The 21,027-nt window shown below is 58.2% G+C and carries 16 protein-coding genes and 2 pseudogenes; 10 read left to right on the top strand and 8 right to left on the bottom strand.

The genetic code is table 11. The features are described 5' to 3' along the window. Positions 1-561 precede the first annotated feature (561 nt). Positions 562-861, top strand: coding sequence for a hypothetical protein (locus K359_RS0140370; protein ID WP_029084298.1), 300 nt, complete (start codon positions 562-564; stop codon positions 859-861). Positions 862-2,563: 1,702 nt separating this feature from the next. Further along, a complete protein-coding gene (locus tag K359_RS0140365) occupies positions 2,564-3,634 on the top strand; it encodes a cytochrome-c peroxidase (RefSeq protein ID WP_029084297.1) in 1,071 nt (356 codons plus the stop codon). 627 nt (positions 3,635-4,261) lie between these two features. Here K359_RS0140365 and K359_RS0140360 read toward each other — a convergent pair. Beyond that, entirely contained in the window at positions 4,262-6,595 is a 2,334-nt protein-coding gene (locus K359_RS0140360; RefSeq protein WP_029084296.1) for a S9 family peptidase, read from the bottom strand. A 957-nt stretch (positions 6,596-7,552) separates the two neighbouring features. Here K359_RS0140360 and K359_RS62135 point away from each other — a divergent pair. The 5 genes and pseudogenes from K359_RS62135 (at position 7,553) to K359_RS54670 (ending at position 11,472) form a co-directional block, all read left to right on the top strand. Then, positions 7,553-7,717, top strand: a complete 165-nt coding sequence (locus K359_RS62135; RefSeq protein ID WP_156928932.1) for a hypothetical protein — start codon at positions 7,553-7,555, stop codon at positions 7,715-7,717. Positions 7,718-8,075: 358 nt separating this feature from the next. Continuing rightward, on the top strand, positions 8,076-9,272 hold the full coding sequence (gene modC, locus K359_RS54680) for a molybdenum ABC transporter ATP-binding protein (protein ID WP_084518682.1): 1,197 nt from the start codon (positions 8,076-8,078) through the stop codon (positions 9,270-9,272). Continuing rightward, a pseudogene (locus tag K359_RS66385) lies at positions 9,256-9,920 on the top strand (DUF2478 domain-containing protein). The gene modC and the pseudogene K359_RS66385 overlap by 17 nt, the downstream one beginning before the upstream one ends. 490 nt (positions 9,921-10,410) lie before the next feature. Then, positions 10,411-10,965 carry a peroxiredoxin gene (locus tag K359_RS0140340; protein ID WP_029084294.1) on the top strand — a complete coding sequence of 185 codons (555 nt, stop codon included), beginning with the start codon at positions 10,411-10,413 and terminating at the stop codon, positions 10,963-10,965. Between the two features lie 6 nt (positions 10,966-10,971). Continuing rightward, positions 10,972-11,472 (top strand): annotated as a pseudogene (locus K359_RS54670) (carboxymuconolactone decarboxylase family protein). Positions 11,473-11,717: 245 nt separating this feature from the next. On the opposite strand, the gene K359_RS0140330 reads toward K359_RS54670, so the two are convergent. The 7 genes from K359_RS0140330 to nifH all read right to left on the bottom strand — a co-directional run bounded on the left by K359_RS0140330 (position 11,718) and on the right by nifH (position 17,953). Beyond that, on the bottom strand, positions 11,718-12,014 hold the full coding sequence (locus K359_RS0140330; protein ID WP_029084293.1) for a ferredoxin family protein: 297 nt from the start codon (positions 12,012-12,014) through the stop codon (positions 11,718-11,720). A gap of 39 nt (positions 12,015-12,053) precedes the next feature. Next, a complete protein-coding gene (locus tag K359_RS0140325; RefSeq protein ID WP_029084292.1) occupies positions 12,054-13,361 on the bottom strand; it encodes an FAD-dependent oxidoreductase in 1,308 nt (435 codons plus the stop codon). 11 nt (positions 13,362-13,372) lie between these two features. After that, positions 13,373-14,482 carry an electron transfer flavoprotein subunit alpha/FixB family protein gene (locus K359_RS0140320; RefSeq protein ID WP_029084291.1) on the bottom strand — a complete coding sequence of 370 codons (1,110 nt, stop codon included), beginning with the start codon at positions 14,480-14,482 and terminating at the stop codon, positions 13,373-13,375. A 572-nt stretch (positions 14,483-15,054) separates the two neighbouring features. Next, complete coding sequence (locus K359_RS65950; protein WP_256375202.1) at positions 15,055-15,180, bottom strand: hypothetical protein; 126 nt, start codon at positions 15,178-15,180, stop codon at positions 15,055-15,057. 309 nt (positions 15,181-15,489) lie between these two features. Beyond that, complete coding sequence (nifW, locus tag K359_RS0140305; protein WP_029084289.1) at positions 15,490-15,831, bottom strand: nitrogenase stabilizing/protective protein NifW; 342 nt, start codon at positions 15,829-15,831, stop codon at positions 15,490-15,492. Positions 15,832-16,207: 376 nt separating this feature from the next. Continuing rightward, positions 16,208-16,924 (bottom strand): nitrogen fixation protein NifQ, encoded by a 717-nt coding sequence (locus K359_RS0140300; RefSeq protein ID WP_245284874.1) that lies wholly within the window; start codon positions 16,922-16,924, stop codon positions 16,208-16,210. Positions 16,925-17,068: 144 nt separating this feature from the next. Further along, complete coding sequence (gene nifH / locus K359_RS0140295; protein WP_029084287.1) at positions 17,069-17,953, bottom strand: nitrogenase iron protein; 885 nt, start codon at positions 17,951-17,953, stop codon at positions 17,069-17,071. A gap of 828 nt (positions 17,954-18,781) precedes the next feature. Here nifH and K359_RS0140290 point away from each other — a divergent pair. From K359_RS0140290 to K359_RS0140280, 3 genes are all read left to right on the top strand, one after another. Continuing rightward, on the top strand, positions 18,782-19,186 hold the full coding sequence (locus K359_RS0140290) for an ArsC/Spx/MgsR family protein (RefSeq protein ID WP_029084286.1): 405 nt from the start codon (positions 18,782-18,784) through the stop codon (positions 19,184-19,186). A gap of 459 nt (positions 19,187-19,645) precedes the next feature. After that, positions 19,646-20,395, top strand: coding sequence for an OmpW family protein (locus K359_RS0140285; RefSeq protein ID WP_029084285.1), 750 nt, complete (start codon positions 19,646-19,648; stop codon positions 20,393-20,395). A 323-nt stretch (positions 20,396-20,718) separates the two neighbouring features. Continuing rightward, positions 20,719-21,027, top strand: a 309-nt coding sequence (locus tag K359_RS0140280) for a transposase (RefSeq protein ID WP_029084284.1), incomplete at its 3' end; no start/stop codon positions are given.

Genomic DNA, 21,027 nt, shown 5'->3' with positions numbered 1-21,027 from the left:
AGGCGCGCCTTTGTTTTTACGCCTCTGCGAGGTTACAACCTGACGCAACGCTAGATTCAAGCTACTAAATCGGCATTGCGACGCGGACGGCGTCAGCCGCCGATCTTCTCTCGTTCAACACTATTTTAAATGCCATTTTACAATCTGCTCGCAGAGGTCTCAAGCTCGGCGCGTGCCGCTTACTCGATCGAGTTGCACGCGCTCATCTTATTCCCTGCGAGAAAACATCACCGCTATGCGAATCCCATGATGGGGTGAGCGCCGCCCCTCACTGTTAAATCTTCTATGGACACGGATGGAACGCAGGAATAATGCAACCTACACGATTCAACGCCGGAAACCGCAGCAATCTGCTGCAAATTCTAGTCCCACGCACATCGTAAGATGATATGAGATTGATAAGAACCTTGCATACGTTGAATCGCTCACCACATTTTGCCGAGGAATGGCGGCAAGCCGCAAGTTCTCAGACGTAATCAATCGGCATGAATGTGGGGCCATGGAGCGGGTGCGCACTGCAGACGATGAACTTAATACTCCAATGCCAAGTGAACATCCACGATGATTTCGATTGACGATCGATTGAGTGAGATCAGGTGGATACGGAACGAGATCTGGCGCTGTCGTAGGTTGCTCGAAACGGAGCTGCCCGGTGCGGAGCGCGAGGTCGTTGAGAAGCGTCTGCTTGAACAACTTTCTGACTTTAAACGGCTCTTGCAGGTCGCATTTCCTTTGACTTTATGCTCTGAAGTTAATTCGACCAAAATCGCCACAATCGGCCCAAGCGGCTCCACTGAAGCGCCCATCGAGAGCGCCGCAATGGCATCAACCGACCGCTTCGGAATGTCGATTGGTAGCTGATATGAACGAAGCCCCTTCGAAGCTGACGGGAAGGGCAAGCGCGGAGCGCCCTGAGTTGGAAGACCGCCATGGGTTGAACCGCGCGACCCTAACCCAAACATGCAAGCCGATAGATCCCCCGGACCAGTTGGTGCGAACCGATGGCTTGCTTACTGCGGCCTCGCACCCCGCCGAATTGACTGCAGCGCTGATAACGAGCGCAACAGCACCGCGATTACCATCTTTAGATCACATTAAAACCTCGCAACATGCTTGCGTTTTGATTGCCTAGCGACGCCTATGGCGTCGTAGCGCGCACGTACCCGCTGGCGGATCAACTGCAACCAGCCAGGCGACGCTTCCAGCCCGATTGACTTTCGAGAACCAGCGTGGCGAAAGCTCCGGCGCCCTATCAATTCTGGCACGTCACTGTCGCTGATATTGCAAAATTGCCGCGCCGGCGGCATCATTCCCGATGCAGGACGATCGGCTGGCTGTTGACGCCTGGTTTCGATCTTCCGCTTCTCTTCGCCGCGGTGGGCATCACTCGGCGACATTCGATACGCAAGCTTTTGAAATTGTCCTTCAGACAAAACATGGCCGCGTCTATATCTCCACGTCCTGTGAAGTGATCACAGAAGCGCATCACATCTGGTCTGCAAGACGTCAAGACCTCCTCTGACCTCAGATCCCGAGCGCGGGCGTTCCCTGTACACCACGTGGCCGCAATCGCAATCGCTGCAAGGCCGGCTAGATAGCGAAGCGCCCGGTAAGCCCAACTCGTTAGTGGCTCCCGATTCAACAAGAACTCCCTAAGCTGCATGTCCTTCACTATTGTTCTTTGCGCCACGCGCAACACATGGAAGAAGGCCACTGCAACGGTAGCAGCGGTCCTGCTATTGCGGACCCGGCTTTGCAACACTTGCGAGTCATTGTTGCAGCAGCGCTATAGAATTGTTGCGGGCCACAGAACAATAGAGATTGGCAATTGCAGATCCCGCAGCCCGTTCTGGATCTTGAGACATTCGCGATGTTATGTTCCTTACTAATATTCCGTTCTGCAAGGGCGTCCGATCCTCCTTAGCAAGGCCTACACCTACAACCTGACGCTACGGTCGATTCAAGCACTTTGATCGTCGAGCCACTGTCACAACGTTCTTGGCTGGAATATCTATAGCTTGACGTGAGCGAGTAATGCGCACTCCACGCGGCAGCGCGCACGAAAACGCCATTTGATGTCGGCCGATGATCGCGGCCCACCGTTGATAGCGCAGCGTATTATTGAAGGCGTCGCAAGGGCACAGCGGATCCATCGAATCGATCGCCCGATTGCGTCAAAGCTACTCGTTTTGTTCGGCGTCTGACCAATGTCTTGAAACCTGCACGGTCGAAGAACGCCGGACCGACAGCGCACGACCTGAGCACACAGGTTCGAAGCGTAGACCAGAACTCCTTTGGTCGGGGCTAGTGGTTGTCGGTCTGTGACGGGCGCCCGATTCAGCAGATTCAAGCGGCCTTCTGCTATTGCTAGTCTGCAATTGCTTGAGACCGATCAGCGGCTTAGACCTTAAGCTCCACTGGCACGGCGGTTGCTACTCCGGCGACGGCGGATGAGTCCTGGTATGCAGTCTAGCCGCAACACGAGCCGGGCGAGACGAGCAGGCTCGCATACCCCACCCCGATGTTCGAAATACCGGCAAAGGCGACGAGAGTGAGGCTTAGTATGAGGAAATCAGCGGTACGCGAGCTTTACATGGTGGGCACGCTATATGTCTTGGCCGCTGGGGTCCTGGCTTCGTCGGCGGCAGGCGCCGATAATGATTTGATGAACGCCGCGAGGCGGATTTTCAGGCCGATCCCCTCAATCGTTCCCGCGGTCAAGGACAACCCCATCACCCACGAAAAGGTCACACTCGGCAAGACTCTCTTCTTCGATCCGAGGTTATCTGCGAGCGAGGTCATTAGCTGCAATACATGTCATAACCTTGGAACCGGCGGAGTGGATGCTGGCCCGACATCGGTTGGGCATCGCTGGCAGCTGGGTTCACGTCGCGCACCAACAGTCTACAACGCCGTCTTCAATGTGGCGCAGTTCTGGGATGGTCGAGCGGCAGACCTCAAGGCGCAGGCCGAAGGTCCCGTCCAGGCTAGCGTCGAAATGAATGCGACGCCCGCTCACGTGGTCGACACATTGAATTCAATGGCCGAGTATATCGTTATGTTCAGTAAGGCGTTCCCCAGCGATGCAACGCCGGTTACCTTTGAAAATTTCGCCAAGGCCATCGAGGCTTTCGAGGCCACCTTGATCACGCCCGCCGCCCCTTTTGATCAGTACCTCGAGGGTGATGCGTATGCCCTTAGCGATCGGCAGAAAGCGGGATTAAAGCTGTTTATCGAAAAGGGATGCTCGTCTTGCCACAATGGTATCAACGTCGGTGGGCAGGATTACTTCGCTTTCGGTGCGGTGGAGCGGCCCGCCGCAAGCCTACTGCCGAGAAACGACAAGGGCCGTTTCGCCGTCACCAAGATGCCCAGCGACGAGTATGTTTTCCGCTCTGCGCCGTTGCGCAACGTCGCATTGCGGCCCCCCTACTTTCATTCCGGCCAGGTTTGGAGCCTCAAAGAAGCGGTTGGCGTAATGAGTGAGAGTCAACTCGGCGCGAAGCTTAGCGATACAGAAAAAGATGACATCGTGGCATTTCTGAATTCACTCACCGGGCAGCTGCCTAAGATCGATTATCCGATATTGCCCACGCGTACCGACACAACGCCTAAGCCCTCCGTGCACAAATAGAGCCATCACCGCAGCAGAACCAGGCGTTTGTCGCGCAGGAATGCGGTTCGCTGCGGCGAAGTGAAAAGGTGTCTCAAGCTGGAGCTCGCTCACACTCTGGACAGCAAAAAGCAATCCGGCTCCGAGTTCCTACGGGTGCCATCGGCTTTGCCATAGAAGCAAACATTGCCCGAGCGTGCCGTGAGCTCTTATATCTCTCCTTCCATCAGCCCCCCTCGCCTGACCTGGCAAGCGCGAATGACCAGATCGTCAAAGCGCTTCAGGCAATCGTTCCGACGATGGGTGAAACGTCATCGATCCCGGATCGTGACCGAACTTGCAGCTTGATACAAGGCCGACAAGACGGATTTAGCTCCGATTATGGTGCACACGATCCGGGTCGCGAACAGCTCGCCCGTCAGTTCCTTTCGACTGTTATTTGTCGCGAGGACCAAGCACGATGTCGCGCAGCTTCGCGATGCTCGCCGTCGCGCGAGCGGCCTTCGTGCTCCTGATTGGGGAGCGCAACTGATGCGGCCCTCGTCAATCCGTCCTCGATCGTCGGTGTCAGAAAGGTGCCGCGCGCCGATCCGGATTGAAGCAGGTATTGCCGGGTATAGCGCTGTTAGACGGACTCGCGATGGGTCTTCAGCCATCATGGCCTGATTTGCTCTTCGGCCGCTCGATTGAGCTGGCGTTCCAGTTCGGCGGTGTTTGCTCGAGAATGTTGCGGACGAAGAAATCCAAGAGCTTGAGCTGCGCATAACGGCCGGGAACTCCATGATCTGCACCGGGCACATAAAGCATGTCGAAGTATTTTCCCGCCTTAATGAGCCGATCCGCAAGCTGGAAGGTGGCGGACGGATCAACATTGCGGTCCATTTCGCCGACAATGAGCAGCAGCTTGCCCTCTAACCTGTGGGCATTATCGATGGCGGAGGACTGCGAATATTCGATCCCGACCGGCCAGCCCATCCACTGTTCGTTCCACCAGATCTTGTCCAGCCGGTTGTCGTAGCAGCCACTGTTTGCGACCGCGACCTTGTAGAAATCGGGATGGAAAAGCAACGCGCTAGCCGCGTTCTGCCCGCCAGCGGACCCGCCAAAAATGCCGACGTTGGCGACATCGTACCAAGAATACTTCGCGCTCGCCGCCTTGTGCCATAGGATCCGGTCGGGAAGGCCCGCGTCTTTCAGATTTTTCCAAGCAATGTCATGGAACGCGCGCGAGCGATGATTCGTACCCATGCCGTCGATCTGAACAACGATAAAGCCGAGCTGCGTGAGCGGCTCAAACGATGCCGAGAAGGATTTGGGAACAAAGGAACCTGTCGGACCTGCATAGATATGCTCCACCACGCGGTATCTTTTGTTTCGATCGAAATCAACGGGCAGATGAATGACGCCCCATATGTCCGTCTCGCCGTCGCGCCCCTTGGCGTTGAAACTGACGGGTGGCTGCCAGCCAGCGGCGATGAGCTCGGCAATCTCGGCGCTCTCAACCTGCATCAATTCGGTATTATCACTGGCGCGGTACAGCACCATGCGGGGCGGAACATCAATGCGAGACCAAAGGTCGACATAGTAGCGACCGTTAGGCGAGAATTCGATGTGATGATTTGCCGGCTCAGGTGTGAGCGCCGTGAGTCCTTTCCCATCAAAGTCAATGCGATAGGCATGGACGAAATAGGGATCTTCGCCGGGGTGCATTCCGCTCGCGCCAAACCAGATCTGACGCTTGATCGGATCAATATGATACACCGCGCGGACCACCCAATCACCTCTGGTGATCTGGTTTTGGAGCTCGCCTGTCCGGCCATTGAATAAATAGAGATGCTCGTTACCATCGCGCTCCGAGGCCCAGATGATCTCCATCCCATCATCGATGTCGTAGCGGAACGTTTTTCCAGTATTCACCTGGTCCATCACCAATGGCTGGTAGTCGACGAATGTCTTGCTCACCTCATCAATCAGCGAGCGCACTTGACCTGTGGCGGCGTCGACCTCGATCAGACGATAGAGCTGGTGCCCACGCTGATTAAACTCGAAGGTGAATCCCCGACCGTCTTTCCACCACTGGACCGCCGAAGGACTGTACGGATTTTGGAATGCGGCGCCATCGATTGCAATCGCGCGTCGGCTCGCGACGTCAAACAGCACGGGCTGGAGTAGTGTGATGGCATCGCCCGGCTTAGGATACGTCATCGTGGAATGCTTGGGTTCGAGCTGGTCCGCCGGCGAGGATTCGAGGTAATGGACCTCCCGCTGGAGACCCGGACGGACTCGGTAGGCAGCCAGGTGAGTTGAGGCTGGAGACCAGCTTAGCGTGAAGAGAGCATAATAGTCGGCCTGGGACCCGTCCCAGGTCAACTGGATGTCCTGCAAGCCATCCTGGCTGCGCAGGTAGAGGTTATAGTTTCGAATGTAGGCCAGCCATTTTCCGTCAGGCGAGGCGCTTGTCCTGTCAGGATCGTTCTCTGCCAGTGGCGTGTCGTCATAGGGGCTCCGCTGGCTGTCGCCCGGTTGCATTGCAGCACCTGTGCAGGCATCGCTGACAAGATCGCAGCTCCAACGCAGATGCTCGATATTGAAGGTAATCTTGGCACCCTTGTCGGCCAGCTCGAAATGGTCGAAAGGAAGATTCTCTGGCCTATAGTGCTTGTGGCTCGCCCTGTTCAGTGCCGTCGCGAGGCGGGCTTGATCAAACGCCGGCTGCCTTACCCCTCTGCCGGCATCAACGAAAATGAACTGCTGCTTGCCTCGCGTTGTCCGGCGGTAGACGAGCGCGTCGCCCTCGCCGAGCCAGAACAGCACGTCAGGGACATTGACAGTAAGCCGGGCATAGCGGTCCTCTGTTGTGAGCGCCCGCTCGTAATCGGATTGTGCAAGCGGCGCATTCACGATGTCCTCTGGCAGGCTCTGCGCTGCCTTGCATTCTTGCTGGGCCAACAGCGCCACCGTTACGGCAAGAACTTTGTACATTCTCATTCACCGCTCCCAATTGTAGGCTGAAGTCAATCTGAGTGACTTCCCGATTGATATGCCATTTCCGGTGGACACAGCTGTTTCCTTCGTCGTGCCCTTGATTCTTTAGTGACGCCTGCACTTAGCCTCTGGTAAGAACAGAACCGTTCGGCGTTCTGATGGACATTGGCGGCTCGCCAGAGCTGCAAGCGCCTCAAACAATCCACCACATCGCATATCGCCGCGCGAACACGCGATCCGCCTGTGATTGCTGCAGCACCGACATTACAGTGTTCCCTCCACGCCGCTTATCGCGTGCAGACTCTATGCCAACGAGTAGTGCACCTCCGCGTTCTTTTGATTACGATATCGTCACACGACAAGATCGGTCATTGTTGAAACAAGGCGCCAGTCTGAGGAGCACAAAACGCATGCAGCGTCGGCCAGCTGTAGCGACCAATGTCCGGAATGCCATTGCGAATGGGAGGTATTTGTCGCGCCCGTTGCCGAATCACTCAAACAAGTCGCCTCAGGATTTCGGGAAGCGCGGACTACGCTGACCGTAGGATCGCGATAGATCAACCCGATGAGAACTTACCCGATCAGCTGTGGAGGCAACCGGGGATATCCATCATAGATCGTTAACCGGATCGGGCGACGAATTGGATAATCTAAGCTTTTGCATCAAGAGCGATCGTCACGACCGTGCGGTCACCAACCCATTTCTCGACGCAAAGCCCGCAGCATCTACAGCTTTTGATTTCGTCTATCCTGCATGGCCGGTTGGCGACGCGAACGTCTGAAACCCAACGATACAATGCGGCCATTCCACACACTGTGCTCCGACCGATGCGAGTTCACGATGAGCCGAGCAGGCCGCGCACCCTATTTTTGAACGGCACGCGGATTGCTGGGTGAGGAGCAAGGGGCTGCCGCGTCGAAAGCTCCTCGCGGCGAACCACCCTCGGAGTCCCAATGAGGCTTATCCGATTGATCCTGGTCGATCTGAGTTTGATGCTGCTTGCGCCGCAAAAAGCGGAAGCCATCAATATCGGCGCTGGCGCACATTTTATTTCGGCTATCAACGCTGTGGTGCCATTGGATTGCCAGCCGCGAGGCAGTATTGAACTGGCGCGATAGCCCACGCCTCCACAGCGAAACGACGCAAGCCGTGCCATTTCAACGATTGGATAATCTCCGTCCGGCCAACCCGGCTACGAATTGCGCGACACTGGAACCCCACCTTACCTGTGTCATCGGCAAGCGCGCGCGGGAGCGTTCGATTGCCGCGATGTTCGATGGCGCGGAGACGCATAAGATGCCGGCTGTCGTAACACCGTCAATCTGCAATCCAGCGGCCGCACCTTGTGGCCTCCCCGGGGGCGGAGACGCCGCGCTGGAACCAAACAGACTGGATTGTCGGCGGCATGGTGATCATCTCCCTTGCGGCCATTCCGCCCGTGACCGTGATTGATCGCTACAGCAGAGGTGCAGGCAAGTGAGAGACGCAAAACCTGGCCGTATCGAAGTCGCCTTCAACGGCTCTCTCGCAAGAGTCCCCCTAGATGCACAATTCAGCGTACCAGCCAAAGGTGTCACGGCCGTTTTCGGTCCCCCTGGGTGCGGCAAGACCACGCTCGCGCGCTGCATCGCCGGCTTTCAGCGTCTACCGAGCGGATTCTGCGCGATCGATGGCGAGATTTGGCAGGACGAGACCACGTTTCGGCCGCCCCATCTGCGTCCCGTCACGTATGTATTCCACCGACCGGTCCTTTTTTCCCATTTATCCGTCAAGCGTACCCTTTTGTATAACGCGAAACAATCCAAGCCAGCACTGATCGACTTTGATGGTGTTGTCGAATTGCTCGACTTGGCGTCACTGCTTGACAGTTCGCCATCACACCTTTCGGGCGCCGAGCGACAGCGGCTTGCCCTTGGCAGCGCGCTGTTGGCCCAACCCCGGCTACTTTTGCTGGATGACCCGCTCATTTTGCTCGACCGCCCCGCCAAGCGCGAGATTATGCCATTTCTCGAGCGCATACGTGAACAGCTCACGTTGCCGATGATCTATATCAGCCATGACATGGCTGACATCGAGCGCTTTGCTGATCATCTCGTCATGATGAAAAATGGCGTTGTGACTGCGGTCGGTCCCCTGCATGCCATGCAGAGCAATCCAGCGCTTGCCGGGCGCGGCGAAGCGGCGGTCTGCATCGACACCGTAGTCGGCGGCTATGACGGGCGCTATGGGCTGATCATCCTCCGCCTCAAAGGTGCGCGTCTGTTGATACCTGGACCGCCCTTAAGACCAGGCGCGCAGCTCCGGCTGCGCATCGCAGCCAGCGACGTCAGCATCGCGCGCGAGGCCCCGCGCGCAAGTTCCATGCTCAATATCTTTCCGGCACGCATCAAGGCCTCTCTGCCGTTCGACGAAGCTGAGGTCACGTTGGTTCTGGCTCTCGAAACTGGCCGTTCGGGCGTGCCACTTTTGGCCCGCATCACACGCCGCTCCTTTGATGAACTAGGGCTTAGCAATGGAACGGACGTATTCGCCGAGGTCGCGCGAGCCTTGCCGGCCGCGCTCCCCGAGCGGTTGCTCATAACGCCTTCCACACCGGCAGGAGAAGTTCGACAGGTAAGTGTCGACGCGAGAAACAAACAGAAATCGGACCACGGCCATGATCGGCAACCTTGAAGAAATCGATCCGAATGCTGTGGCTGCGATTTTCTACCGGCCGAAAGACGACGTCGACAGGTTGCTCGCCGATTTCGTTCAGGATCTTGCGCGGCAAGCCGTACGCGTCAGCCGCATCGTCCAGCGTCGCTTCTGGGCCACAAACGGTACGCACCTATGCTTGCAGTGGACGTTGCGACGGGGCAAGAGATCTCGATTTACCAGTCACTCGGCAGCGGAGCTACGTCCTGTAATCTAAATACGACTGGACTTGCCGAAGCCGAAGCTGTCGTTTCCCGGGCGCTTTGCGACAAGGTCGATCTCCTGGTGATCAGCAAATTTGCCAGACAAGAAGCCGTTGGCCACGGCCTGCGCGCCGAATTCACAGAGGCCATCACCCGCGGTGTGCCACTCTTGACGGCCGTTCCAAGAACATGTCTTGCTGATTGGCGAACTTTCGCTGGGGACATTGGTAGGTTGCTACTAGTGTCGAGGAATGGTGGCGCGATATCTCCATCCCGCCAGCGCGCCGCCCGGGCGGTTAGTCGCGGCTGCGGCCATTTGGGCGCTATGATACCGGACAGCTTGATGACGTATGTGTGTAGTTCGGATATGTTGACCCCGAAATCACCCGTCGGGCTGCTTCGCCGACAACGAAAGCAAGCTTAGCTCCGGCGTCCGCCCTACATTGTGAGCCACCGTGATGCTCTGTGAACGTGCTGATTGCGGACCCTGATCGGCAAGAAGCCGCACTTCGACAAGCTGCGCGCGTGCTTTACCCGGTCGACGCTAGCATCACCCCCTCAGTCGGTTTTGCAGTGCCTGTCGATCGAAGACGGATCGTCGAAGTTCAGGTCCGATTGCCGTCTTTGCTGCAGTCGTCGAACCCGGACCGTGCACTGGCTGCGGATCTTCAGAACCGCGGCAACCCAATCGCCACATAGCATGGCCCTAACCGATACTCCAAGCGACGCGAACATCGCGCATCCGCAAAGCATGATTGAAAGCGAGAGTGAGATTCAATCGAAACGTGGATCAAATGCACGCAGCCACGTCACTAGTTGGCGTCGTTTCAGCAATCGGGTCTTGAGAACGGATGGCATATAGCTTGCTTCACCGGTGAGGCACGATCATTATAAAACAAACTCGTGAGGACAGCATGCTCGGAATTGGAAATCAGTTGCCGCCGTTCGAAGTCACAGGCGTGAAGCCCGGCTTTCAAGTGCAAGAAGAAGAAGGACAGAGTGCGTTCGAGACGCTGACAGAAACAAGCTTTCCAGAAAAGTGGAAGATCATCTTCTTTTATCCCAAGGACTTTACGTTCGTCTGCCCAACCGAAATCGCCGAGTTTGGCCGGCTGTCCAAGGAATTCGCCGACCGCGATGCGATCGTACTGGGCGGTTCAACCGACAACGAGTTCTGCAAGCTCGCCTGGCGACGCTCACATGTCGACCTTCACAACCTACCGATCTGGCAGTTTGCCGACACGAAGGGGGCCCTGGTCGATGGCCTTGGCGTGCGTTCACCCGAGGGTGTCGCCTATCGCTACACCTTTATCGTTGACCCCGACAACACAATCCAACACGTCTATGCGACTAATCTCAATGTCGGGCGCAGCCCAAAGGACACACTCCGCGTTCTGGACGCGCTGCAAACCGACGAGCTCTGTCCCTGCAACCGCGAAGTCGGCGGCGAAACCCTGAAGGTTGCATGAGGCCCCATGTCGTCGATCGAGCAATTGCACGAGAAGATTCCCGATTGTGCCAAGGACGTCAGGCTCAATCTGACGTCCTTGGTGGCCGATGAGACGCTCTCGCCGCAGCGACAATATGGCCTGATGCTCGCGACCGCGATTGCCACCCGCAATGCGGCCCTTGTTGCCGCGATGGAATCGGCTGCGGCCGCCGTGATGACGCCTGAGGCAATCGCCGCCGCGAAATCCGCCGCTTCTGTGATGGCAATGAACAACGCTTACTACCGCTTCGTTCACCTTGTCTCCAACACCATGCAACCACGGCTGCGCATGAACGTGATCGGCAATCCCGGAGCGGTCGTTGGCGGTCTCGGCTATAAACGGCTGCGGTGCCTGTATTGACGCCCACGAGAAGACGCTGCGGGCCGCTGGCGTAAGTTCCGAAGCCATCAGACCGCCGTGCGCTTTGCCGCGATCGTGCAGTCAGTGGCAGTTGCTATCGAGGCCGCAGGGTCTACTCCCCCTTAGGCGACCGGCTGATTCCTCCCTTTCGACCGGTTCGACACCTTTGTGGCGCAGTTCAGTGGCGCCACAACCATTCCTACGCGCATCCCGAGTGATCGTGATATCCCGATGCAATGTCTGTCTTGTGGGGTGTCCTCTCGAGGTGCGCGCCTCGTTCGAACTTGAACCCGTGCAGAGAGGCGGAATGCGCAACTGTGGCGGCGAGATCCTCCTTTACATGGCGATCATACTGCTGTGTTCGTTCACTCTCAGCCAAACTTGAACAACACCCCATACCCGCCGCGCGGATGGCTCCATTGGATGTCGCCGGTGGGCTCGGCGATCACGCGGCAGGTGCCGCACTCGATGCAACCATCGACGGTTACCTCAACCTGTCCATTGTCGTTGAGTTCGTAGCATCGTGCGGGGCAGACTTTCAAGAGCGCAAGCAGTTCCGCCGACGGCGTTGTGTGCGCGCGTACCTTGACGTGGGGGTGACCGATGTCGACAAGATATCGGTTGTAATACAGCTTGTCTTCGACGCGCACCGAGGGCTCGACATTCATGCTTTGACCTTCCATTGCTGAACCTCACACTATTGGCGGTCAGCGCCAGGCGCGAGCAAAGCGAGACGCATCGCCGATCAGGCCCCTCCATGACCGCGCCTTGACAAAGGATTTCAGGGTCGCCTTCTCCTTCTCAAGCTTCGGCGTCCCATCGACGCGCACAAAGTTCTGCATCGCCTTGGAGATGAGCTGCGGATAGGTAAGAAAGAAGTTTTGCGAATGGGTGTGCATCAGCATGGGCAAGTCCTTGTACTTCTTGAGATCCTTGATCACGAAGGAATCGGCTAGCATCTTCCTGTAGAGCGACAGATTTTTCGCCGTCATGGGCTCGCGGCGCGACTTCATCTCGGCGATTGCTTCCGCCGCGATGCGGCCTGAGGTCATCGCAAGATTGGAACCCTCACGATGGATGGCGTTGTTGAGCTGCGCCGCGTCCCCCACCACTACCCACCCATCACCGTAGAGCTGCGGGATTGCCTTGTAGCCGCCTTCGGGAATGAGATGCGCCGCATACTCCTTGATTTCAGAACCTGCGATCAGCGGTGCCACGGACGGATGCTGCTTGAAATGATCGAGCATGCCGTAGGGTGTCTGGCCGGTGCGCTGGAAATCGGCGACGAGACAGCCGATGCCGACCGAAATGCATTCCTTGTTGGCATAGACGAAACCCATTCCGGTCATGCCGCGAGAAATGGTTCCGGCCGCCTCGATCACGACGCCCTCATCGCCCTTAAGATTGAAACGTGCCTCGATGGTTTCGCGAGGCAAAAAGTGCATTTCCTTCACCGCGAGCGCGACGTTATTGGGTGTCGGCCGCGCGCGCAGGCCAGCGCGCGTCCCGAGCAGTCCATTGACACCCTCGGCCAGCACGACAACGTCGGCATGTATTTCGCCGCCGCCGCGATCTGTACGAACTCCCACAACCCTCTCACGGTCGTCTCGCACGAGCTCGGTGACTGTCGTCTCGCACAACACGGTCGCCCCGGCCTCCCGCACCTTCGACGAAAACCACTTGTCAAACGGCGCGCGTATGATCGTGTAGCGGTTCGGCCGCTCCTCGTTGAAGTCATCCGAGCGGTAGTGCATGCCGACGTGGGAGCGATCGTCCAGTAGCCAGAACCGCTGTTCGACCAGATGACGTTCGAGCGGCGCTTCCTCACGAAACTCGGGGATCAGCCTCTCCATCATATCCGCATAGAGGATCGCGCCCTGCACATTCTTCGATCCGGGGTACTCGCCCCGCTCGAGCTGCAGCACCTTCAGGCCGCGCTTGGCCATGGTCAAGGCCGCCGCATTGCCTGCCATACCCGCTCCGACCACGATCGCATCGAACCTCTCCTCAATCATCATTGTCTCCTCTAGACTGCGATCCGAGCACGGGAATTCGGCAAAAGCCGCGCCCGAAACGCAGCTGTCAGCGCCGGTAGCAGATGCAGGGCGTCACTGACGATCGCGACATGGGCGAAGTCGAAGATCGGCGCGTTCTTGTCGGTATTGATGGCGACGATCAGATCCGCCCCCTCCACACCGACCCTGTGCTGGATCGCGCCGGAAATTCCGGCAGCAATATAGAGCTTTGGCCGGATGGTCTTGCCGGTTTGGCCGATCTGCCGGTCAGACGTAACCCATCCTTTTTGCACCAGAGGACGCGAGCAGCCATACTCGGCGCCAAGCAGAGTTGCGAGCTCGCGCACCAGCCGAAAATTGTCAGGCGACCCCAGCCCCAAGCCGCCGGCAACCACGACATCGGCGTAGGCCAAATTGGACGTTTCCGAATCGCGATCGGGGATGAAGGAGAGCACTTTCGTGACGATATCGTCTTCAACGAGGCCAAGTGGGTGGATAATGATACGAGCGGCATCGCGTACCACACGCTCTGGCATCGGCATGACGCGCGGGCGAACGGTTGCCATCTGCGGACGATAATTCAAGGTATAGATCGTGCAGAGCAGCGAGCCGCCAAAGGTCGGACGCGTCGCTGCAAGCGAACCATCGGTGTCGACGTCGAGCGCGGTACAGTCGGCAGTGAGCCCTGTCGACAAGGTCGTCGCCACGGAACCTGCGAGATCGCGACCGAGTGTCGTCGCACCCAATAGCAGAATCTCCGGCTTGTAGGTGTTGACGAGTTCGGTTAGCGCTTTGGTATAGGACTCGTTGCGATAATCTGACAGGACATTGTCACTCACGAGATAAGCCAGATCTGCGCCATAGCAAAAGGATTCAAGCGCGGCGTTACGCGTGGGCTGTCCCTCCGGGCCGATAACGACCGCAGCTAGATTCACCTTCAGCCTGTCGGCGAGCCTGCGCCCCGCACCCATCAGCTCCCAGGATACCGGATGCACCTGGCCGCGCTCCTGCTCGACGAAGACCCAGACATGCCTATATGCTTTAAAGTGCTCCGGCAGTTCCTTTTTCGCTGCCGCTCGGCCGCCAGCCGCCAGCGTGCTCGTTTTTATGACATTGCTCATGCTCTAGATCCTCTCAAAATAACGCGCGCACGCACCACAGGATTGCTTTCTACTTCGCTCAACGGAAGATCACTTTTGGTCAGTGCCTGGCCGGCCGCTCGTCCGTTCGGCGCGCCCCACCATCGCGGCGAGACGCGCCGCCGCGGTAGACGTAGCGGACGGGCGAGACTTCGCAGAGATGCTCGACCTTGGTTCCTTGCGCGCTCCCTTCGACGAGCGCCACCGCGGCGGCCAGGCCGCCGCGGTCAATCTGACCGGCCGCTGCCAACCTTGGGTCAGTCAGTCCGGTGATCGCGCAATACCGGCGTCTCGCTTTCGGCCCCGCGCTCCGCGTTGACTCTGACGGCCAGAGGGATCTGGCCACCGCTCCTGTCACGCAATCCCTGCCCTGCCTCCGGCGCCGACAACTCATAAGAGCCGACGTTGGCCCCGTTAGAGCCGACGTTGGCCCCGTTTCTTGACGCATCTTGCCATCGGCCATGGAGCGGATGCGGATCTGCGCATGATCGGAGGCCTGCGCGATGCGGACGACCATGTGCATACCCGCTCCGGGCGTAGCGTGGACGGGTGACTTACCCATTGACCACCATCTCGCGGTCCATGCCGGCTTCGGTCGCGTCAAAGGCTATTTCGAACGGCATTGGGGTGAGCCATAAGATCATGCCGCAGCGCTCGGCGGATAGTAGAAGCGACGTCATAGGTCCTCCTTCAAATCTCATCTCGGACGGCCACCATCTGTCGGCATCGAAGACGGGATCGGCAGAACAACAGCAAGTGTCGTACCAGTCGCAAGAACCATGGAGTTTCGCGCGAAGGCAACGTCTTGGAAGACACTTAAAATGGCCCCTGACACCGCGGGCACGAGCAGCAGCTCAGACATGGGTCGGGAATACGACAGCGCGGCTCGCGTCAGGCTGCAGAGGGGTTGATTTGAATGAAGACGAAGGCTGTACAAGACACCGTCACCCGGCCAGGTGGGACAAACCACACCGCAGTGGAGCACGAAATCACTTCAGCGCACTCAACGGGACAAACGCCACCGACTTGTTAGGGTCTGCGACGGCTTCCTTTAAGACCTTGAACACTCGCTGCTCGATCGGTGACGATGCCACGAAATCGGCATAGGCGTGCTCCAGCAACGCTTTGCACCGAGCTCTGATCTCCGGCTCTGCGGCACCGGCGAACTGCTCCTTGGCAAAATATTGTCCCATGCGCTTTAGGATATGAAGGCGCGCAACATTGACGATTTTCGGCTCGTAATCGACGCCTAGCAGCGAAAAGAACTCTTCCGCCGACGAGGCCTTGCTGAGCCGATCCAGGATCCCGGCTGGCGAGCATGAGTTGCTCATTGCAAAAATCTCCCTTGGCTTAGTTCGTCGACGTTCGGCGAGGTGTGGCAGCACCTACGATCCTGCTGCAGGCCTTAGCTCGCACGGCTGCTCTCCACGGCCAAAGCCTGGCCCTGGAAAGCTGCGTCCACAATACCGCGGCCCACGGGCTCGCCGGTGACGACTCAGCACCGATGAAAAGACGCCTCACCTTGCTTGTTGCCATGCTCAATTCGAACGCGACTGCAGAGCGCCGGGATACAGGACCTGTCGCGGAGCGCTTGGGCGCGGCATCGCCTTGGATACATGATGGGCTCGCGTTGTAGTGGCGCTAGCCAGCCCCCCCCTCTCCGAACCGCCAAATCCGGACGAGGCGTTCGAAGATTCCTGTGGCAACTCAGATGGGCCAGTCGCCGCGGACAACCGGGCGAGCCGCCTGCAACAGAAAGTCGCGCCGGCGCTCGGCCAACCGGCTCTCGCCGCTTTCCTCGCCGAAGCAGAGGCTGAAGTCGTTACATTGCGTACAGACGGGCGTCGTGCACATTACGAGGCCTTCATCCTCGCACAGCGTACGGTAGAAAAAGCGCTTCCAGCGCATATTGTTGATATTGCGCGCGGCGAGCGGCGCGAAGTGGCGGCTGAGCAGCCGAGAGAGTTCGGCACGATTGCGTAATCCCAAGCCTTCCCACAGGTGGTCCGGCTCAATGGCGCGGCGCGCGATCATCGCGGCCAGCCAGCGACCGATATGTCCTTCCGTCGAGCGCTGCTTGAGCAAAAGATCGCGCACCATTGCGATCTCGTCGTTCTCATCGCACTCGACCGACAGGAGCCGCTCCACGAGCTTGACCCCTACCGAGGGAAAGTGCTGCTCCAGCAAGGCCGCTAGCTCGTGGCCGGACAGGCCCGCCTTCTCGGGAAGAGGGCCACCATCCATCGAGGCAACCGCCAGAATAGACGCCAGGACATGGCAATCGAAATTACTGTCAGTGGCAATGTCGGCATCTTCAGGAGGCACACCGGTGAGCAGACGGTAGGTTGCAATTCCTCTGTGCATCCGGCTGCTCGCATCAACGGCACAAGCAGCCACAAAAGGAAGAAAGTGCGCTTCGGACATGAATCGATGGATTCCACGATCTGGTTTGCTCTGCCCCATCCTGATCTTGGTCACGGTCGTTCGTCAGAATGCCGGTCTCCCGGATGGGGAGGTGAGGAGACCGGCATCCGTCGCGCGCCTTCACAAGGCCGCGACTCGCGACCTTTACGAGGCCGCGAGCTCGGCGGCGGTCTTGCCGACGATGGATTCGTCGACAGGCTTCATAATACCATGCTCCATCAGCATGTCCTCGAGCTCGTCCATGGAGATCGGGGTCGGAATGATGCCCTTGCCGCCATTGTTGTGAACCTTTTTCGCGAGATTGCGATAATGATCGGCCTGCTGCGACTCGGGCGCATACTCCAGCACCGTCATGCGGCGTAACTCGGCATGCTGCACCACATTGTCGCGCGGCACGAAGTAGATCAGCTGAGTGCCTAGCTTCTTGGCCAGAGCCTCCGCCAGTTCCAGCTCCTTATCGGTTTGCCGCTCGTTGCAGATCAGGCCGCCCAGCCGCACGCCGCCGGAATTGGCGTATTTCAGGATGCCCTTGGAGATGTTGTTTGCGGCATACATCGCCATCATTTCCCCGGACATGACGATGTAGATCTCCTGGGCCTTGTTCTCGCGGATTGGCATCGCAAAGCCTCCGCAAACGACGTCCCCGAGCACGTCGTAAGAGACGTAGTCAATGTTCTCATAGGCGCCGTTCTCCTCCAGGAAGTTGATCGAGGTGATGACGCCGCGGCCGGCGCAGCCGACCCCTGGCTCAGGACCGCCGGACTCCACGCAGCGGATGTCCTTGTAGCCGACCTTCATCACGTCCTCGAGCTCGAGGTCCTCCACGCTGCCGGCGCTCGCTGCAAGGCTCAAAATCGTGTCCTGCGCCTTGGCATGCAGGATCAGGCGGGTCGAATCCGCCTTAGGGTCGCACCCTACGATCAAGATTTTCTGACCCATCTCGGCCAGCGCCGCCAGCGTGTTCTGTGAAGTGGTCGACTTGCCGATACCACCCTTTCCGTAGAACGCGATTTGTCTCAGTGAAGACATATTGCTCTCCATCAACCGATTTGCCAAAGTTCCGCGCTTCGTACGCGCCAGCTTGTTCTCGTTCAGAAACGGGGCACACGGGTTCAAGGGAAGGAGCGCATCGCTCGTCTTAAGCGTCGGCGTGCACTCAGCCCTCACTCAGTGTTGCTACCGCTCATTAGCAACCACCATGCCAACGCCTGTCCGCGCACATTAAGCTTCTGATTACGTTTTGAAAACCGCCAGCGAGCCGATGCGTGATCCTGGCTGTTTTGGACCTGACAGGATCTGCGCAGCTGTAAGGAAACCAACAAGTGGCCAGAACCAATCAACCGGAAAAGCCGGTCTGGCGCGCTTGTCCGATGCATCATGTGTGGAACGGACCTTGCTACTCTTCTTGCAAGCCCCTTGTCGACGATCGGAGGAGAGTGAGGATGTCGGCGGCGAAACCTTGCAGGTAGTGTTTCGCCGGTGGTGTTCGATCTGCCGCGCGACCTGCAATTCAATGCAGCATGAACCAGATCGGGGCGCACGAGCTTACCGCCCAAGACGCCTTTCAAGCGTCACCCATGGGTTGACGCCAAATGCACTCCTGCTCGGTGCCTTCTTTCCGAGACCGAAAGGAGCTCATCGATGAGTTAGCGGCTCAATTTCAAAATGTCCGGATCTTGGTCGTTTGCAAACGCCCGAGGAGGCCAAGTCGGTCGGCGGCATGAGCCGCGGCAGGTGGTAAAGCCGCTGACCTTGGGGATGGTTCTCAAAAAAGGTCGAATGCACTCTGGAACGCGGCGGTCGCCGGCCCGATCGTTCAGCGCGCCGTACCTACATAAGGAGCAGGCCACGGCGACAATTATCTTTTATCAAAAACCCGGCTGCGACACCAATGCGTATCAAATGCAGGCGCTGAAGGCCGCTGGCCATGACGTGATAGCCAAGAACATCTTGAAGGAGCGATGGACTGCCGAGGATTTACGCCTCTTCTTCGGCAATAAGCCGATCGCATCCTGGTTCAACCGAGCCGCGCCTCGTATCAAGTCGGGCGATATCAATCCCGACGAAATCGACGCGGCGAGCGCGCTCGCGTTGATGCTGCGCGATCCGCTCCTGATCCGACGCCCGCTGATCAACGCCGACGGTGCAAGATACGCCGGATTCGATGACGAGCCCGTATTGTCGATGCTTGGCCAGAAGACGCAAGATGATCTCGAGAGATGTCCGCACGAAGGAAAAGCCCCAGGCTGTCTCCAGATGTAATGAGATGATGAATGCTATCGTGCGGAAACTGACGCGAAGAGCGACGTTGTCGCCTTCCGAATCCTTCAGGGACCGCCGACACGCTTTTCGCCGACAAGCAAGTGTGAGTGGCTCGTCTGTAACACAGCGGAGCCCATGTTGCGCTCCGTGTGAACACAACCCTTTCGCGCTCACGGTGTGTAAGAGGCCGCTGCAGCTAGACCGCCTCCATCGCCCCATGACTCATCTGGCTTGGATCAGATCGATAAGATGATAACCAGTTCCTAGTAGAGTTCGGCTCAGACAGAATATTGAGTCGAATATCGATGAACAGGCGCCACGACGCTTCCCGGCCGTGGTGCTTATGCAACTTGGCTGCTTAATTGCGCTACGGCCGTAGCCATTTTGATCGGCATCAAATCCTTCTCCATCCGCAATGTGTGACAGAGGTTCTCGCGCGACTCTTCGCGCGGACTTGGAATGGAGAACTTGATGAAAGCAAGAACCCTTCTGACGACGGCATCGCTGCTCACGCTCGCGGCCTCGTTCAGTTCCGTCAGCATCTCGGTACAGGCTGCAGATCTGGCGCCGGCACCGGTCTATTACAAATCGCCCCCGATCGCCCCCTTCAATCCGTGGATGATCCGCCTGCGCGTGCTCAGCGTCTTGCCGGACAGCGCAGCCAGCTCGGTCAACGTCGCGGGAGCCCCGCCGCTGTCGTCACCAAGTTCCGGCCTGTCGATCAGCGATCGAGTGATACCGGAGCTCGACATCACCTATTTCTTCACAACAAACATTGCCGCCGAACTCATTCTCGGCGTGGCCAGCCATCACATCAGCGGTAGCGGCACGCTCAACGGGCTCGATGTTGGAAAGGCCTGGCTATTGCCTCCGACACTGACGCTGCAATATCACTTCACCGATTTCGGGCCGCTCAAGCCCTATATCGGCGCGGGCATCAACTACACCGCATTCTTCAACCAATCAGCAGCCAATACGCCGCTCGCGGGGCTTGCGGTGGCGGATTTGCGCATCAGCAACCAGTTTGGCGCCGCGGTCCAATTCGGCTTCGATTACATGCTTGACCGTCACTGGGGCCTCAACTTCGACGTGAAGAAGTTGTGGCTGCGGCCGGATTACTCGGCGACCGTAAACAATGCGATAGCCGTCACTGGCCGCGCCAATATCGACCCATGGCTCGTCAGCGGCGGAATCACGTACAAGTTCTGACGATAGCACAAGCTCCAGGGAAGAGATCGGCTTGTTCAGATGCGAGCGAGACGGCGAGTTTAAGGTGCACCGTCTCGCCAGCGCCGGACTGCACGCGCAACAATGCTCGCTCTGTGAGCTACGAATTGATGGCATGAAGTGGCGGAACGCCTGCATCACTAATAGTGATCGACTAGATTCAGCTCCCTGCCTCCTTGCACGCTGGTAAGCGGCAAAGAAACCCCGTCTGGCGGAGTGGTAAGCGATCGGCTATCGGCTGCTGAGTTTGTGAGCCGATGTGAGCTTCTATGTCTGCGCCTAGTTCTGGAACTAGAACCTTCCATATGATCGAAGCGGTCGCCGACCGTCTTGAGGGAGCGCCGCGGCAGCTTCGCCGACGCTGGTCGGACGAGTTCAAGGCGCAAATTGTGACAGAGGCGCTGGAGCCTGGCGCGAGCGTCTCGGCGATCGCCCGCCGGATCGGCATTCACCCGTCGCAGCTGTTCGCTTGGCGCCGTGATGCTCGGGCCGAGCGGCATTATCGCTCGCGGCACTCGAGTTGCGAGGGCGTGGTGGCGTCTGTGGCAGGCACAGTGATTGAGATTGCCATTGGCGAGGTCGTCGTGCGTGCCGGCGTGGACGTCGACGAGGCG

The organism is Bradyrhizobium sp. th-b2 (genome assembly GCF_000426785.1).
Classification (GTDB): Bacteria; Pseudomonadota; Alphaproteobacteria; order Rhizobiales; family Xanthobacteraceae; genus Bradyrhizobium; species Bradyrhizobium septentrionale.
The sequence above is the reverse complement of the archived record's forward strand: the minus strand, read 5'-3'. Positions and strand labels throughout refer to the sequence as shown.

Bases quoted from the DNA above. Each gene is read 5' to 3' on its own strand.
- K359_RS0140370 (WP_029084298.1), top strand. From the start codon at position 562: ATGATTTCGATTGACGATCGATTGAGTGAGATCAGGTGGATACGGAAC.
- K359_RS0140365 (WP_029084297.1), top strand. From the start codon at position 2,564: ATGAGGAAATCAGCGGTACGCGAGCTTTACATGGTGGGCACGCTATAT.
- K359_RS0140360 (WP_029084296.1), bottom strand. From the start codon at position 6,595: ATGTACAAAGTTCTTGCCGTAACGGTGGCGCTGTTGGCCCAGCAAGAA.
- K359_RS62135 (WP_156928932.1), top strand. From the start codon at position 7,553: ATGAGGCTTATCCGATTGATCCTGGTCGATCTGAGTTTGATGCTGCTT.
- K359_RS0140340 (WP_029084294.1), top strand. From the start codon at position 10,411: ATGCTCGGAATTGGAAATCAGTTGCCGCCGTTCGAAGTCACAGGCGTG.
- K359_RS0140330 (WP_029084293.1), bottom strand. From the start codon at position 12,014: ATGAATGTCGAGCCCTCGGTGCGCGTCGAAGACAAGCTGTATTACAAC.
- K359_RS0140325 (WP_029084292.1), bottom strand. From the start codon at position 13,361: ATGATTGAGGAGAGGTTCGATGCGATCGTGGTCGGAGCGGGTATGGCA.
- K359_RS0140320 (WP_029084291.1), bottom strand. From the start codon at position 14,482: ATGAGCAATGTCATAAAAACGAGCACGCTGGCGGCTGGCGGCCGAGCG.
- K359_RS65950 (WP_256375202.1), bottom strand. From the start codon at position 15,180: ATGACGTCGCTTCTACTATCCGCCGAGCGCTGCGGCATGATCTTATGG.
- nifW (WP_029084289.1), bottom strand. From the start codon at position 15,831: ATGAGCAACTCATGCTCGCCAGCCGGGATCCTGGATCGGCTCAGCAAG.
- K359_RS0140300 (WP_245284874.1), bottom strand. From the start codon at position 16,924: ATGTCCGAAGCGCACTTTCTTCCTTTTGTGGCTGCTTGTGCCGTTGAT.
- nifH (WP_029084287.1), bottom strand. From the start codon at position 17,953: ATGTCTTCACTGAGACAAATCGCGTTCTACGGAAAGGGTGGTATCGGC.
- K359_RS0140285 (WP_029084285.1), top strand. From the start codon at position 19,646: ATGGAGAACTTGATGAAAGCAAGAACCCTTCTGACGACGGCATCGCTG.